At 46.9% G+C, this 15,470-nt stretch carries 10 protein-coding genes; 4 read left to right on the top strand and 6 right to left on the bottom strand.

All coding sequences use genetic code 11. From position 1 onward, the window contains the following. Positions 1-50: 50 nt before the first annotated feature. Entirely contained in the window at positions 51-1,025 is a 975-nt protein-coding gene (locus tag L4D12_RS13485; protein ID WP_428448369.1) for a ParB/RepB/Spo0J family partition protein, read from the bottom strand. 8 nt (positions 1,026-1,033) lie between these two features. Beyond that, positions 1,034-2,248 carry an AAA family ATPase gene (locus L4D12_RS13480; RefSeq protein WP_428448368.1) on the bottom strand — a complete coding sequence of 405 codons (1,215 nt, stop codon included), beginning with the start codon at positions 2,246-2,248 and terminating at the stop codon, positions 1,034-1,036. A gap of 1,368 nt (positions 2,249-3,616) precedes the next feature. Between L4D12_RS13480 and L4D12_RS13475 the strand changes: the two genes are divergently transcribed. From L4D12_RS13475 to L4D12_RS13465, 3 genes are all read left to right on the top strand, one after another. Then, complete coding sequence (locus tag L4D12_RS13475; protein WP_428448367.1) at positions 3,617-5,617, top strand: replication initiator protein RctB domain-containing protein; 2,001 nt, start codon at positions 3,617-3,619, stop codon at positions 5,615-5,617. 144 nt (positions 5,618-5,761) lie between these two features. Further along, on the top strand, positions 5,762-8,050 hold the full coding sequence (locus tag L4D12_RS13470) for a patatin-like phospholipase family protein (RefSeq protein WP_428448366.1): 2,289 nt from the start codon (positions 5,762-5,764) through the stop codon (positions 8,048-8,050). A gap of 559 nt (positions 8,051-8,609) precedes the next feature. Further along, positions 8,610-9,938, top strand: coding sequence for an anaerobic C4-dicarboxylate transporter (locus tag L4D12_RS13465; RefSeq protein WP_428448365.1), 1,329 nt, complete (start codon positions 8,610-8,612; stop codon positions 9,936-9,938). A 359-nt stretch (positions 9,939-10,297) separates the two neighbouring features. Here L4D12_RS13465 and L4D12_RS13460 read toward each other — a convergent pair whose 3' ends face one another. From L4D12_RS13460 to L4D12_RS13450, 3 genes are read right to left on the bottom strand one after another with little or no spacing between them, the layout of a single operon-like run. After that, entirely contained in the window at positions 10,298-11,257 is a 960-nt protein-coding gene (locus L4D12_RS13460; protein ID WP_428448364.1) for a PfkB family carbohydrate kinase, read from the bottom strand. A gap of 15 nt (positions 11,258-11,272) precedes the next feature. Then, positions 11,273-12,688, bottom strand: a complete 1,416-nt coding sequence (locus L4D12_RS13455; RefSeq protein WP_428448363.1) for a purine-cytosine permease family protein — start codon at positions 12,686-12,688, stop codon at positions 11,273-11,275. A gap of 10 nt (positions 12,689-12,698) precedes the next feature. Then, positions 12,699-13,733 carry an ADP-ribosylglycohydrolase family protein gene (locus L4D12_RS13450; RefSeq protein ID WP_428448362.1) on the bottom strand — a complete coding sequence of 345 codons (1,035 nt, stop codon included), beginning with the start codon at positions 13,731-13,733 and terminating at the stop codon, positions 12,699-12,701. A gap of 158 nt (positions 13,734-13,891) precedes the next feature. On the opposite strand from L4D12_RS13450, the gene L4D12_RS13445 reads away from it, so the two are divergent. Continuing rightward, a complete protein-coding gene (locus tag L4D12_RS13445) occupies positions 13,892-14,641 on the top strand; it encodes a GntR family transcriptional regulator (RefSeq protein WP_428448361.1) in 750 nt (249 codons plus the stop codon). A 94-nt stretch (positions 14,642-14,735) separates the two neighbouring features. Here L4D12_RS13445 and L4D12_RS13440 read toward each other — a convergent pair whose 3' ends face one another. After that, entirely contained in the window at positions 14,736-15,434 is a 699-nt protein-coding gene (locus tag L4D12_RS13440) for a phosphatase PAP2 family protein (RefSeq protein WP_428448360.1), read from the bottom strand. Between the last annotated feature and the right edge of the window lie 36 nt (positions 15,435-15,470).

The raw sequence follows: 15,470 nt of genomic DNA, 5'->3' as shown, positions 1-15,470 counted from the left end.
GCCAAGCCAGTAGGCGAAAAAAAACCACGCTAGAAAGCGTGGTTGAAAGGTTATTTCAGATAATCAGCTAAATATGCCAAGATATCTTCAGTCTGACGCTCCGATAGCTTCTTCAATTTAAGCTGCAGCTTATCGCCATCTCGAACATAACTGATCTTGCCTTGCACCAACTCTTGCGGTTTAGGCTTCTCAACCTCAACTTTAGGGTGGAATGTTTCCCCTAAATGTTCAAGTTGATTGGTCACTTCACGAGTAATGCGGGTGATACCCGACGCATTAATGCTCTTCCACATCGCCTGCGAGCCATTTGTTAATTCACTGACAAACTGACTTTGCTGCTGAGGGTCCAATCCAAAATACAACCGATGAAGCTTAACAATTGTCGGCCGCCCGAGCTCACCCACGCTTGGATAAGCCATCAGCAACTCCATTGGCAATGCTGCGGCTTTTAGCGCACCACTCACCAACGCTTCACTGCATTGACAGTATTTCGCCAATTCTTTTTGATCAGATACTTTGCCTGAATCAAGCAGCGCCTGCATCTCTTTGCCACGCTCAAACAATGACAATGGCTTGTGAGCATTTGCCACATCAGAAAGGAACTTAGCGTGTTCGCTATTGATCCCTTTACCGACATAAATCAAGAAATCCTTATCAGCCAGAATACAGGACATTCGACGGCGACTACCGTCAAGTACTTCAATACGTCCATCCTCGAGCCAGCGACCAACTGCGGGATATTGCTGGCCACGGTCCTTAAGGGTCGTCAGGATATCAGCTAGCGCATGCTCGTTAAGAAACGCTTGTTCACGGGCATTTTCGGCAAAAACACGGGTCTTATCGGCAACGTCAGACGCATTGATTTTGACTAATTCAAAAGCAACCGTTTCCTCACCGGCGACCGCCAGCTCAATAACAGCAGCCTTATCTCGTGCAGCTGTTTGCGCTTCTGTTGGTGTTGTAGCGCGGCGTTTATCCGCCTTGCCAAACAGACGCGCATTAAGATCTTTGGTTTTGATTGCCATCTGTCAGTTTACTCCCGGTTTAAATTAGCCCAGTGGCTGTGCATCACGCGCTCAAGCTCAAGGCCAACACGTTGAATTGCATCCTGGGCAGTAGATAGGGTTTTCTTGCCCCCTTCAAACTCTGCTGCAGTCAGATCAAACACCGTACTATAGGTGTCCGCACAGGTTTCAAATGCACGGCTACGAGGCACAGTGGCCATCATGACCTGATCACGCAGCAGGTAATTCATCTCTGTTAATACAGATACCTGCTTCTTATTATCATCCTCGAACATCGTTGGCATAAGGCGAATAAACTCTAACCCATGCCATTCTTCTGGGAACATCTCATACACAGTAGGTAAGTGTTGGAAAAAGTTCACGGTAGATGCCCAATCCAGACGCTTAGCCGCACAAGGAATGAGCAGCGCATTCGATGCATACATCGCATTCCACACTAGCGGGTCAATGTGCGGGCCAGTATCAATCATAATAATATCGAATTCATCAGCAATCTTGTCAATCATTCGCTCTTTAAGTAAACGAACGATATTAAGATCTTGATTTTCAGCTAGATCTTGCCACGCATCGGCGTTAAACATGGCATCTTCAGGAAAGGCTGCTATGGTCTTCAAATTGGGGTATTGGGTCGGCATGACCACATTACCCATCAAGAACTCTTTATCAATTTCCTGACCTTCTGGGACATTTCCCAGCATCACATCAACCGCTGAGTAGATAGTATCCTGTACCCCGACACTGATTTGCGGATTAAGGAATAATCGTAAAGAACCTTGCGGATCAAGGTCAATCAAGCAGATACGATAACGTTTGTCTAAATCAAGCGCCAAGCAAGCAGCAAGATGAACAGCCGTCATCGACTTGCCTGTCCCGCCCTTTTGGTTTTGCACGTTAACAATCCAAGGCTTACGCCCGGCACCTTCACGCTCAAAAAAAGCCGGCTTTTTAGCTGCAGCCATCAACTTATGCGCTTCTTCAAGCGTAATAGAATAATGGTTTGCATTGTTTTTTGTAAACTGATGCCCCGTCGCTTCCATTTTGGAAATCGCATCATCCAGTTTACGGCGGGTCAACCCTGACCGTGTTTCCATCAACGCTTTCGACATTGGTGGAAAAAGTTCTTCCCTACGCTCTTCAAGCACAATTTCAATTCGATCGGCCTGAACTTGCTTGGTTTGCTCTGCGATATTGAGCAAATTCTCTATCGTCTGTTCCCTATTCATTGTCTTTATTCGCCATTAAAGATTTTCATCAATTGTACAGCAAAAAAACACATAAACAATAAAAAGCTGAACATACTTCTGTGATATTTATCTCAGCAGAAAGGGAAATATTTAGCAAAAATCTACCATTCGCACTGTGTATTTACGTTAATCCTGAGCGTAATTACACACGAACACATGACAGAATAAAAGTGTTACAGCGTCACAATTTTACAATGTAAATCAGAGATCCCATCGATATTGCCGGAAGCGTATCTTTTATCCACTAAATTACGGAAGGTGTATTATCAATTGAAAAACACACCAACGCCCACGCAGACTCCGGATCCAATACTTTTCAGGCTGATCATTAACAAAATCCCATTTTAAACTGCGAATACGTTGAATTTCAGCCTGTTTGTTGAATTTATCAAAATATAACCACTTTAAATCAGCCTGAAATAGGACAATAGAAAAAAATATCGATAATCAACTCTGCAATCTCTTGATCATCGTTCCATTAGATTGCGTAAGATCTGAAACAATGATCAAGGCGATTTTGACTGTAAATTTAATCAATATCACAGAGTCATCACCAATATATTGATCGGAAAAATGATCAAGATGACGATCACAAAAAATCAGCGATTATCACGAAAACCGGAAGCATGAGTATTCGCACCTAAATTACGGAGAATGCTGATTGAATAAGGCTTTGTGGCGGATAGTAAGCCGTATTACCGCGAAAATAAGCTAGCGGACAGGGCCTAATAACAAAAATTGAAATACACAATGAGAACCTTGATCATTGATCCAAGCCGGACACATGATAAACTCCCATTACAATACGGTGAGTGTCATTCTGAAATAGAACAAAAAGTCAGCAACATAGAGGCATCAACGACCAGCAAAACACAAAATAACCATCGAACGACAACTTCATGATCATTGTTCCACTAAAAAATATTGCAAGAATGAGGGAGAAGTGGCTAATTTTATACGATTCTCCCGGGACAACCCGAGTGGCTGTGTATAACATTGTGAGTAACCTGTATGACTACCATGATCATCGTTTCATTAGCACAATGATCATCTTTTCAGTCGAGTGATGATCATCGTTCCTTGCCTCTAATGATCATTGTTTCGCGATAACAATGATCATCGTTCCTTGGATCCGTTGATCATGCTTCCCTTTGTGCTAAATTTAAAATCCAATAAATAGAATAAGTTACGTGATTTTTTCAAACCAGATCATTAGATCATATAATCAGTAAGATCAGAATAATCAAAAAGATCAGTTATAAAGAAACATCATAAAAAGAGCTTTCTTTCTGGATCTTTTTCTATTAATCTTTCACGGAAAAATGACACATCTACGGCTAATGACAAATGAATTCAGCGACAACACCCAATAATAAACATACTGAAAAAATATTGATCTCAGCTCCACGATCCCACAAAGATGGTCATCTTTTTGCTATTCCCAATAGCCTTATTGACTGGTTGCCCCAGTATCAACACTTTAAGGGAGTAACAAAAAGTATCATCGAATTACTGAATCTCATTTCATTGCGTGGCTTATCGAGCCAAGATGGGATTGTGTCAACAACCGAATTAGTCGAAGCAACCGAAGGACAGCTCACCCGTGCAGCTATTCAGCAACGGCTGCGAGCGGCAGTTAGCGTAGGTTTGTTCAAACAACAGCCGGTCCGGTTTGAAGAAGGTCTGGCAGGCAAAACCATGCTGCATCACTTTATCAATCCGGCGTTATTAATTTCTCAATTAGGTACTGGCAGCTTAAATTCAGAGCAAAGTAAAGCCCAAGAAAAACAAAAACGCTCAAAGGCATTGGCACAAAATCATGTGAATCGTCAGCTACTCAGTGAGCACGGTTTGGGGACTCCCCCTATGATGCCTGATGAAGCCGATCAAATTGTGGTGTCTCCTACAAGTTGGGCTGGGATCATCGACCAAGCTTTGGCTCCACCCCGAACAAAAAAAAGCTACCAAAAATCAATGGTCGCGATCAGTGGTACCAAAGCGATCATTGAAACACGATCATCAAAGTCGATCATGACCGTGGATGATCTGATGACCCTGTTTGCATTGTTTACATTGACAGTGCAGTACCATGATCACCATATTGCAGATTATGAGATCCAAACTCGGAGCATGACGAATAAAACGCCAGTGTATATTACCGATATACTGGCCTTGCGTGGCAAGAAAGACAGCGGGCCTGCCCGTGATTCTATTCGCGAAAGTATTGATCGTATTGAATTTACTGACTTTCAATTGCATGAACTGACGGGTCGCTGGATGAGCGACAATATGCCGGAAGGATTCAAGAGTGATCGCTTCCGTTTTCTTGCCAGAACGATCACCGCCTCGGAAGAAGCACCACAGGAGCGTGAGGATGGCGAGATCCGGATCAAACCTAATTTGTATATTTTGGTCTGGGAGCCGTCATTTTTTGATGAGCTTTTGACCCGGGATTATTTTTTCTTGTTCCCACCAGAAATCCTGCGCCAGCATACTTTGGTGTTTCAGTTATACACTTTCTTCCGTAGCCGTATGTCACGCCGGATCAATGACTCGATGCTATTGAGTGAGTTGAATCAGAAACTGGCGAGAAACATCGAATGGCGCCGTTTTTCGTCCGATTTGATCCGAGAGCTACGAAAATTGGCGGATGGAAAAATCGCTAATGATGTCATTGCCGTCAATCTTTGGGGGTATCATTTGACGATCACTCCCCATGAGCAAAATAAACGTTATTGCGATTATCAAATTGATATTCGTTGTGATGCTGATGAGGTGATCCGCTTTTCACGTGCGAAAACCACTAACGAAGGCAAGCGTTCGATGGCGCCAACCATGCCAAACCCATTACGGAATGAGATCTTGCCTCGACGTGAACTTGAGCAACTTTCCGAAATTATTGATGGTGAGTTTGAACCTATTCAGCGTAAAGAGGGCCGGACTAAAGGTCGCCTCGGTCGTCGGGTGAAATTGCGTAAGCATCTGGTTGAGATAAATGCAGACGAATTAACGATTACATTATCAAAATATACCTCACCAGAGGCTCTACAGCGCAGCATAACGGCGTTATCGGCTATGACAGGTCATTCGGCGGCATCAATTAGCGAAGAATGCCATGGACTGTTAGAGAAGCTTGATTGGCTACGCGTAAGTGGCGAACCATTGCCTTATGAAACGCTGAGTAGAACGATTGAGCTGTATAACGCTCAGCAAAATGAGCGTCATCTGTCGATTGAAAAACTGATTTCAGGGCTTGCGGTACGTCGCAAGGTCTGCAAACTCGTGTTTGAAGGGCATATCAATGAGCAGGTGCTGACGGCACTGGATGATGTTGCTCGCGGAGTCTGATCCGACAGTCATTCGCACTATTTGATAATCCGGTTACGGCAATGGGCTGTGACCGGATTTTTTTTACCAATATCTGCTCGCTGAAAAGCGCCTCTTGAGGTAGCTTGGCAATAGAGTGTCTCGTTGTCTTGTTGAGGGTTTGTCATGAAATGGCTGGAGCCATGGCGTCACTGGATCGGTGTCATAGTACTGTCTGTTATGGGGATCTCGCCTATTATCGCTGAGGCCGAAAGCCTACAAGATGGATCTCGCCCAAAAATCGGGGTTGTATTGAGTGGTGGCGGGGCGAAAGGTGCGGCCCATATCGGTGTGCTATCGGTATTGGAAGAGTACCGGATCCCGGTCGATGTGGTAACAGGTACCAGCATGGGCGCGTATGTCGGCGGGATGTACGCGATGGGGTTGTCTGCACAAGAAGTGCGGCAGCGAACCATGGCGGCCGATTGGCAGCATGGCTATAGCGACAGGGTCGGGCGTAATGATCTGGAGCTACGGCGTAAAAAGCAAAACGATAATTATCAAATATATACGGATATTGGTATCGATCTTGAGGGAAATTACCAGTCAAAGCCCGGTGCATTTCAAGGTCAGGGGATGGCGATATTATTAGGGCAACTGACTGACAATTTGCCAGCTCTTGATAGTTTCAACAACCTTGCCATCCCTTACCGTGCGGTAGCAACTGATATTACACAGGTGAAACCTGTGGTGCTTGAAAAAGGGCACTTGGCAACGGCAATGCAGGCATCAATGACAGTACCCGGCGCCCTGCAGCCAGTAAGGATAGATAATAAGATTTTAGTTGATGGTGGTGTCGTCAATAATATGCCAGTGGATGCAGCACAGGCACTGGGCGCCGATGTGATTGTGGCGGTGGATCTGCGTGATGCGCTGTATGGTGAAGTGGATCTTAATAGCGCATTCAATATTGTTGGTCAGTTAACGACCTTCATGACGAACAGCAGTGCTGATCAGCAAAAGGCGTTAATGGATGAGCATGATGTGTACCTTCAGCCCGATGTCTCGTTCATGCTGGCCCCGGATTTTGAAAAAATGGACCAGGCCTATGCAGCCGGACGGCAAGTTGCGCTGGCGGCATTACCTCAACTGATGCGCTATCAGCTCACTCCTGAGCAGTACGCGCAGTACTTGAAACATAAATTGGATCGCCGTAGCCAATTGCTGGCCAGCAGTGCCTATTATATCGATCGGATCGAGATCAACAACACGACCCGAAGCTCGGATCAGGCATTACTTGCGGTGCTGGATCTTGATGTGGATCGGGTGATAACCAATCAAGAGTTTGATGAAGCCGTTAAACGACTTAATCGGCAGGATATTTTTGAGCGGATCACGTATCAGATCGAGCAACATCAGGACGAAAATGTACTGGTAATGGATATCCGAGAGAAATCATGGGGGCCGGGTTACCTCAATCTTAAGTTCTCTTTCGAAGACGATCTAGCCAACCGATCTGATTTTGCTTTTGGCACCCAGTATATCTATACAGATTTAACCGATATGGGCGGTGAGTGGCAGTTTGAATGGTTGTTGGGTAGCTGGAAAAATGTCAATTCCAGTGTCTATTTCCCGCTCGATTACCAGAAGAAAATGTTCACCTCAGCCGGTATCGGCTGGAGCCGAGAGGTTAGGGGGTTTACGCTGTCGCCGGAGCAGGCTGACTTAATTGATCGCCAGCCGGGAGCAACGGTCGAGACGGAATATAGCAATTACAATGCTTATGCTGAAATAGGCTGGAACCTTAAGCCATGGAGTGCGCTATCAATTGGTTATCGCGGTGCCAGCGGTGATGTGAAAGAAGTGGGGATTGATAACCACCAAGAATATGTCATTTATGGCCCGTATGCATCGTTTGTCTTTGATGATCTTGATAGTTTTTATTTTCCTCGCCATGGCGTCTTATTTGAAACCGAGGTCGGGATAGGGAGCAGTCGTAGCTCGGTGAATGGGGCGGATAATGTGTCAGGTGAAAATGCATTTTTTGATATAAAGACCATCTTGCCATTCAGTTATGATCGCCATAGTTTGGTGACAATCATGAAATTTAGCGGCTATGATTCCGATGATTTGCTGCCTGTTTATGTGCAGGATCTGGGGGGCTTGTTTAACATGTCCGGTTATCACCGCTATGAATTGAATGGCCGTTATCGGGCTTTTGGGGCGTTAATTTATAGCTATCGTCTGCTGGATAATGATTTTGGTGCTTTATCAATCCCGGTTTATCTGGGGGGCTCCTTAGAGCAGGGTGGGGTGTGGGATAACCAGCAAGATATCGCCCTTGAGAATAGCCTGTCAGCAGGGAGTGTATTTATTGGTCTAGATACGCCTGTTGGGCCTGTTTACCTTGCCTATGGTTATGCGGAAAACGGTCAGAATTCAGTCTATTTTTCGATAGGCAGTGCGTTTAACTAATACGTCATGGTGCACAACATTTAGCTTGTGTAATGTAGAGTCGAAGTCCAGATGCCACCGATTTTAGATACGGTGAATAAAATGGAACCCGTTAGACAAAATGGATTAAAAGGACAGTATTTCTGACCGTATCCTGACAATGTGACGGGGTGTTGGTGAAGAATAGCATTGGATATGACCTTTGTCCCCTTCGATGAGTGAGGCTGTTTACCGTCATGGACGCCGGACGTTGTCTTGTTATTCTCTCGAAATGCGATATCTGAGTTTTTTGCGAGCCATTCATTGGCTCGCTTTTTTTTGTCTGTGATTTCGTGACCCGCTCATTATATCAGCCATGAAAGCACACCCGTTGATCAGATTGGTATATCACCAAACTAATGCTCTTAATGAATACGGTGCAGGCGTGAGCCGTCGTTTGATGAATATGGCAATAGTGTGTTTGATGTCTGATAAATACTATGCTCTTTTATTAATATGCCATTATGTGAAATTAAATCCGTTTTTTTTAATTAAATGAAGTGATTATATTTGCAGTAATAATTAAATAAGGGATTTTCACATGCTCTATTTGGAATTTTTATTCCTGCTTTTGATGCTCTACGTTGGTTCTCGGTACGGTGGTATCGGCCTCGGGGTTGTTTCTGGCATCGGCCTTGTCATTGAAGTTTTCATCTTCAAAATGCCCCCCTCATCGCCGCCTGTTACCGTCATGCTTATCATTCTGGCGGTCGTGACGTGTGCTTCTATTCTAGAAGCTGCTGGTGGGCTGAAATACATGCTGCAGGTCGCAGAACGCTTACTACGGAAAAATCCTAAACGCGTTACTTTGATTGCTCCTTTTGTGACGTACGCGATGACATTTCTGTTAGGGACGGGGCATGCGGTTTACTCCATCATGCCTATCATTGGTGATGTAGCCCTGAAGAATGGTATTCGTCCAGAGCGTCCTATGGCCGCATCGTCTATCGCCTCTCAAATTGCGATTACAGCATCCCCGCTGTCTGCTGCGGTGGTTTACTACTTAGCACAATTATCGAATATTCAAACGGATATTACGTTGATCTCGATATTGATGGTGACGGTACCATCAACCTTGTTTGGTACCCTGTTAATGTCGCTTTATAGCTTAAGGCGCGGCAAAGAGTTAGATGATGATCCAGATTATCAAGCTCGTCTGAAAGATCCTGAATGGCGCGAACGCATTTTGAGTACCACGGCAACGTCATTGAACGAAAAACTGCCGAACTCTGCCCGTAATGCAGTACTGATTTTCCTCGCCTCAATTTTGATGATTGTCGTGATCGCCATGGTGCCGGAGATCCGCATTATTGAAGAGGGGACAAAACCGATCAGCATGTCGGTTATTATTCAGATGATGATGCTGTGTTTTGGTGGGGTGATCCTGTTGGCCACCAAAACCGTACCGCGAGAAGTGCCAAACGGCGTCGTATTTAAATCCGGTATGGTGGCGGCGATTGCAATTTTTGGTATCGCGTGGATGTCCGATACGTATTTCCAATATGCGATGCCGCAATTTAAAGCCGGTATTGTGGAAATGGTTGCTAACTATCCGTGGACATTCGCTCTGGCATTATTCATTGTGTCAGTGGTCGTGAACTCACAGGCGGCCACGGCTGTCATGATGTTGCCGGTCGGCCTTGAGCTTGGCCTCGAGCCCGCACTACTGATTGGTATTATGCCTGCCGTTTACGGTTATTTCTTTATTCCGAATTACCCGTCAGATATTGCGACGGTAAACTTTGATACCTCGGGAACAACCCAAATTGGTAAGTGGTACTTTAACCATTCGTTTATGTCTGTTGGTTTGATCTGTGTGGTTGGTGCATGCTCACTCGGCTATGTGCTGGGGCAGTGGATCATTGGCTGATAGGGGAGTTAATTACCTCAATCAACACAGCTAACAAACATTGAAGAACCCCAGCTCTGCTGGGGTTTTTTATATGGCATGATAAAGTATAGAGGTAGCGATTATTAAACAAAACCTGCTGAAAACAGGAACGATGATCAAGGTGAATCTGAACTCGTCTTTATGATCATCGCTTCGTGATCATTGTTCCGTGATCCTTGTTCGGATGAGACAAAAAGAGGAAAAAAGATCCCGCATATATTCTCTTTATCATCGGGCCATTGAGGTAACGGTGGTGCATTGAGCGGAGATAAAAAACAGGCGCTGAATCAGCGCCTGTTTGTGTTTTCGCTATTGTTTTGATTACTCTGGGGACTGCGTTATTGCTGTCGCATCTGGAATGCCATTAGCTCCTCGCGGGTTGGTGCACCGTCAGATCCTTGTCGGCTGACAACAATGGCGGCTACCATATTACCTAAGCGGGTTGCTTGCGGCAGGGGAAGTCCGGCTGAGAGGCCTGCAATGACTCCCGCACAGTGGCTATCTCCAGCGGCAATGGTGTCCGCCACCTCGACCTTGAAAGCAGGAATATGCACTGGTGCTTTACCTGGTTCACAGACCGTGGCCCCATCTTTATCGAATCGGCAGATCAGGCTGAGTTGATAGCTGTTGGCAAAGGCACAGGCATCTTCAATTTGCATGGTTGCTTGATGCGTCCCTTGTGGATTGAGCATCTTTAACTCATCCCGGTTGAGCGTCAGGATCGGCTTTTTGAGCAACAGTTGCTCAATAAATGTCGGATCAATATCAGTCAAGCGTGGACCAAAATCCACATACAGGGTTTTATCCGAACTTAACGCTAACAGCCACTGCCGCAGTGGTTCGCTCTGCGGGCTGACCAGCTCATAGCCAGAGACGTAGACAATCGCATTGTCAGGCATTGGGATCTGCGCCAGCAGGGTGTTGCTCCAGTGCTGCTCACAGCCATCAATCGTGATAAAGCTGCGCTCCTTACTGGCTTCAACCACCGCGATGCACCAGCCATTATCATGGCTGGGATGACGCAAAAGCACAGGCAGGTTTTCGCGTTTCATCGCGACTTCAACGGCTTGTCCCCAACTGCCGTTGCCGACCGGAATCGCATTGATGGGCGGAATCCTCATTCGGCTCATTGCTCGGGCAACGTTGAACGCACAGCCACCGATGTGACGGCCAAGCTCCTCAGCTACGACATCGCTGCCGCTTTGCGGCAGTTGATCAAGCCCGAGCATCAGGTCACCAAAGGCAGCACCGATCACGATGACAGGGCGCTGCGCAGAAAGGGATTGGAAGTCAATCATAATACCCCCTGAAAATTATGCGGTGATCTTTTTGAACAGACGGTAGGCCACCAGACTGACAAAGAAGGAAACAAACAACCCAAGGCTGGAGCTGGCAAAAATGCCCACCGCAAAAGGACCATCAATAAAGCCGGTATTGGTCACCATTAATCCCGAGAGTGCGCCGAGGATCCAGCAACTCAATGTTGGCTTATTGATACCCGTTTCGCCGTATAATTCTTGTACGGTATAGCCATTGTGGCGGTGATGAGTGAAGAAATCGGTGAAGAAAATGGCTGCCCAGGCCGCAAGAAATACGCCACAGAAGACTAAAAATGAAATAAATGGACCCAGAAAATTGCCTGAAACAAACAGCACATACAGGGCAACACCCAGTACCAGTACCCCATCAAGGGCGACGGCGGTACGCTGTTTGAGCTGGATCCCCATGCTCAGCAGGTTAAGGCTGGCAGAATATAGGCTCAGTACCGCAATCGTCACAATACCGGCAACCGCTGCGGCAAGATAAGGTACGGCCATCCATGAAGGAAGCAGGCGACCAATGGCAGAGATAGGATTGGCATGCGAAGCCAGATCGGGGATCTGAGCGGTTAACAGAATTCCCGTCAGCATTAACAGTACCAATGGGATCGCGGCACCTCCCACAACAGCACTGAAGATCCCGGTATTGCTGGACGACGCACTTTGATCACGGCTGTAGTCTGCGCCAGCGATGGCCCAGCTGATCCCGGTGCCAGCGGCAATGATCGAGACGGCAGGTAAGAAGCCTGAGATCCAGCTCCCTGACGGCAGCGCTAAAATTGTGGTCCAGTCAGCCGTTGTCATTAGGTAGATCACCACAAATAAGGTCATTGCCCCGAATGTGCGGGTGATCCATTTTTGCATCATCAATACGGTATTTTGGCCCAACACGCTGACCAGGACTGTCAGGCCACCAAATAGTATCAGCGATACGGCAGTGATAAAATGGGACTCTTCAATGCCCAGTGCGGCAAATAGCGCCACCAGCGTCAACGTACCGGTGATGATGTTGACGGCTTCCCATCCCATCAGGTTCACCCAGCAGAAGGCGGTTGGGGCGATATTCCCTTTTTTGCCGAAGCTTGAGCGGGATAGGGTTAGCGTTGTGGTTCGGCCAACTTTACCCGCGATACTGGAAATACCGACCAGAGTAAAGGATGCGACGCCGACCAGTGCGGCGAGTACGGACTGAAAAAAAGATAAACCAAAAGAGACGATGATGGCACCGTATACCACCCCGAGAATACCAATGTTCGCCGCGCACCAGACGAAAAATAGTTCGGCGGGCTTTTTTGTCTGCTGATTAACGGGGACTAAGCCAATGCCGAGATCTTCCATGCTCGGTTCGGTGTGAACCGGTTGCGCGGTGTTACTGGGGGCATTGCCTGAAATGATGTCTTTGCTATTCATGTCGCTGTCCTTATTTATTGATAGCGGCTAGGCGGTAAGACGCCAGCGCGTGGGCATAGGGGGTGAAATCAATCTGGTTGGCATTGTTAATCAGCGTGATGTGCTGATCGGTGAAGGCATCAATACCGTGCAAGGCGCCACAGATCGCCGTTGCCATCGCGCCAATCGTGTCGGTATCCCCACCGAGGTTGGCGGCTAATTCGGCGCATTTCATCGGTTGGGTCTTGGCTAATTCGACCAAGGCTATTGCGGTGGGGATCGATTCGATGATGTCCATGCCTGAGCCAATCATGTCGTAGAGATCAGACAAAGCCTGCTTATCGTTATGTTGGCTTTCGGCAACATAAAGGGCATATCGGATCCGGCTGCCAAGTAGTGGACTGAAGGTGGACTCGTATTGGCGTTGGATGTCATTAGCAAGAGGGACAATTTCCATCTTGATTTGCTCCCAGTCGCTACCTTCGATAGCCCGGCTGATCGCCCAGGCGATAACGCCGGCTCCAGCTATCGCAATGTCTGACTTGTGGGTGGGCATGCACGCTAAGCGGATCCCATCAATAAATTGTGCTCTGTCGTGGGTTGGAAGTAGGCAGCCTGCTGGGGCCACGCGCATCGCAGAGCCATTGGTAACGCCATTCGCGACAATCTCTTCAACCGGAACCCCTTGGCTGATAGCGTTAAGCGCTGACTTTGATGTTGGGCCTAAGATGTTCTTTTCAAATGCGTTTATCCTGTTGGCCCATGCCATGATGTGCTTGGCGATCAGTAATGGCTGAATGGTACCATCAGCCTCAATGATCGCATCCATCAGCGCGACGCACTGGCAGGTATCATCGGTAAACTCACCAGCCTGAAATTCATTTGCGGCAATATTTTCTTCTGGCCCAGGGAGAAAATCATCGATCCAGCCAAAATATGCGATAACTTTGCTTTTTGGCCACAGCTCTGAAGGCATACCCATTGCATCGCCAATGGCTTGGCCGTACAGGCAGCCGAGTATTTTTTTCTCGATCTCAGTGGATGAGTATGCGTCTGAGTGCAACATGGTTTTTTCTCCAAAAGGCTGAACGTTTTGGATATGGTAAGTCCACTTTAAGTCCAGTTGAAATCCTTTTGCGTGCCAATGTGATTTAGCGCTCACTCTTTGATAATATTATCTGATGATGTATGGAAAAGATGACAGACAGCGGAGCGGGGAATTAGGTGGAGCAGCAACTACTGACCTTAATTAAGGACAAACTGGATTTTGAGTCTTCAACGCCACTGTATGTCCAGTTGCAAAAGACGATTGAGCTGGCAATCTCGAAAAAAATGCTGGTTCACGGCAGTATTTTGCCCTCGGAGCGTAAATTGTCGTTGGCACTTGGGGTGTCACGGGTGACCGTTGTGAAGGCGTTGTCTGAATTGCTTGCCCTTGGGCTGGTAAGGAAAAAACACGGTAAAGGGACGGTGGTTAACCAGCCTGTCCATTATGATCTTGCTGGTGGGGGATTTTCTTCCCAGTTGCAATACAAAGGAGCCGTGTCAAACCGTTGGCTGATCCGAGACTTGGTTCCCTGCTGTGAGGGGGATGCTCAAGCATTGGAAATTGCTCAAGGCGAGACGATGGCAAAAATAAAGCGCGTCAGACTCGTTGATGGCGTGCCCGTTTCGATAGAGAGCATGGTCATTCCTGAAACGTGGTTGCCAAGACCTGATTTGTTGGACGGTTCATTATATGCCTATTGGCATGAACACGGCATAGAGCCCCATATTCAGGAATATTCAATGAGTATTTACACCCCAACGGTAGAGGAAGCCTGTATATTAGAACTCTCTGCCGTGTTGCCATTGATGAAAATTGTACTTAGAAGCCGAGATGTCGAGGGGAACGTACTGGAGTACGGTACCGTGATTTGCCGCAGTGATTATTACAACTTTGAATTTAAGGTTAAAGTCGGCGGTCAGCGATGAATGTTGGTGATTCATGAAGAAGTAAGGCGCAACCGTTTTACGCCTTACTTTTTGTGGTGGGTTATGCGTGAGAGAGTACGTCTGGCGTATTCTTTTAGAGCGTGTTATTGCCGTCCTTTTTATGGGTGCACAGCCAATAATAGCCGCTGGCCACTAGCCAAGAGATGGTTAAGCTCCATAGCCCGTGAGACATGAAATGGGCACCTCGTAACTGTTGACTAATATCAAAGGTCACACCCAGGCTGATTGCCCCAATCAGTCCCAGCCATTTCCATTGTGGCTTTCCTGCCAGCAAGCAAAAATAATAGAGTGCAACCCAGCTGTAGGCGCCACCAGCATGCCCGGCAGGGAAACAGTGCCCGTTAAACGCCCAGCCTTCTGGTCGAATCGCCAGCAGAGGCACATAGGGATTTGAACCGCCAAATGGGATCAGGTTGTAAGGACAATCCATATGGGTGAGGGATTTCAGCCCAGAAATGATCAGCATACTGGTCGCGACGGAGAGGAACAGATACAGCCATTCGCGTCGTTGGCGCCGATGATAAAACGTCAGACCCAGTTTAAAAATAACGATGATAGCCATGAGGATGATCAGGTTCCGTCCTCCGCTATGGATCACGGTGTCGGTTAGCCATGCATGGCGAAGCGTCCATTGATTATTTTCCAGTTGATAGAGCCATTGGGCAATATCAAGATCCCAATGAAAGAACTCGAACATCGCCAACACTGGCATCATGATACAAAGTGGGATGAGTACATGTTGACGATAGAATAATGCAGAGGTGACAGACATACTAAATAACGATAGTAAAGTGGATGGAGTCGTTTT

Origin of the sequence: Photobacterium nomapromontoriensis (assembly GCF_050336815.1) — a bacterium.
In the GTDB taxonomy this organism is placed as follows: domain Bacteria; phylum Pseudomonadota; class Gammaproteobacteria; order Enterobacterales; family Vibrionaceae; genus Photobacterium; species Photobacterium nomapromontoriensis.
Note: the sequence above shows the minus strand (reverse complement) of the source record. Positions and strands in the feature narration are given on the sequence as shown.

Bases quoted from the DNA above. Each gene is read 5' to 3' on its own strand.
- L4D12_RS13485 (WP_428448369.1), bottom strand. From the start codon at position 1,025: ATGGCAATCAAAACCAAAGATCTTAATGCGCGTCTGTTTGGCAAGGCG.
- L4D12_RS13480 (WP_428448368.1), bottom strand. From the start codon at position 2,248: ATGAATAGGGAACAGACGATAGAGAATTTGCTCAATATCGCAGAGCAA.
- L4D12_RS13475 (WP_428448367.1), top strand. From the start codon at position 3,617: ATGAATTCAGCGACAACACCCAATAATAAACATACTGAAAAAATATTG.
- L4D12_RS13470 (WP_428448366.1), top strand. From the start codon at position 5,762: ATGAAATGGCTGGAGCCATGGCGTCACTGGATCGGTGTCATAGTACTG.
- L4D12_RS13465 (WP_428448365.1), top strand. From the start codon at position 8,610: ATGCTCTATTTGGAATTTTTATTCCTGCTTTTGATGCTCTACGTTGGT.
- L4D12_RS13460 (WP_428448364.1), bottom strand. From the start codon at position 11,257: ATGATTGACTTCCAATCCCTTTCTGCGCAGCGCCCTGTCATCGTGATC.
- L4D12_RS13455 (WP_428448363.1), bottom strand. From the start codon at position 12,688: ATGAATAGCAAAGACATCATTTCAGGCAATGCCCCCAGTAACACCGCG.
- L4D12_RS13450 (WP_428448362.1), bottom strand. From the start codon at position 13,733: ATGTTGCACTCAGACGCATACTCATCCACTGAGATCGAGAAAAAAATA.
- L4D12_RS13440 (WP_428448360.1), bottom strand. From the start codon at position 15,434: ATGTCTGTCACCTCTGCATTATTCTATCGTCAACATGTACTCATCCCA.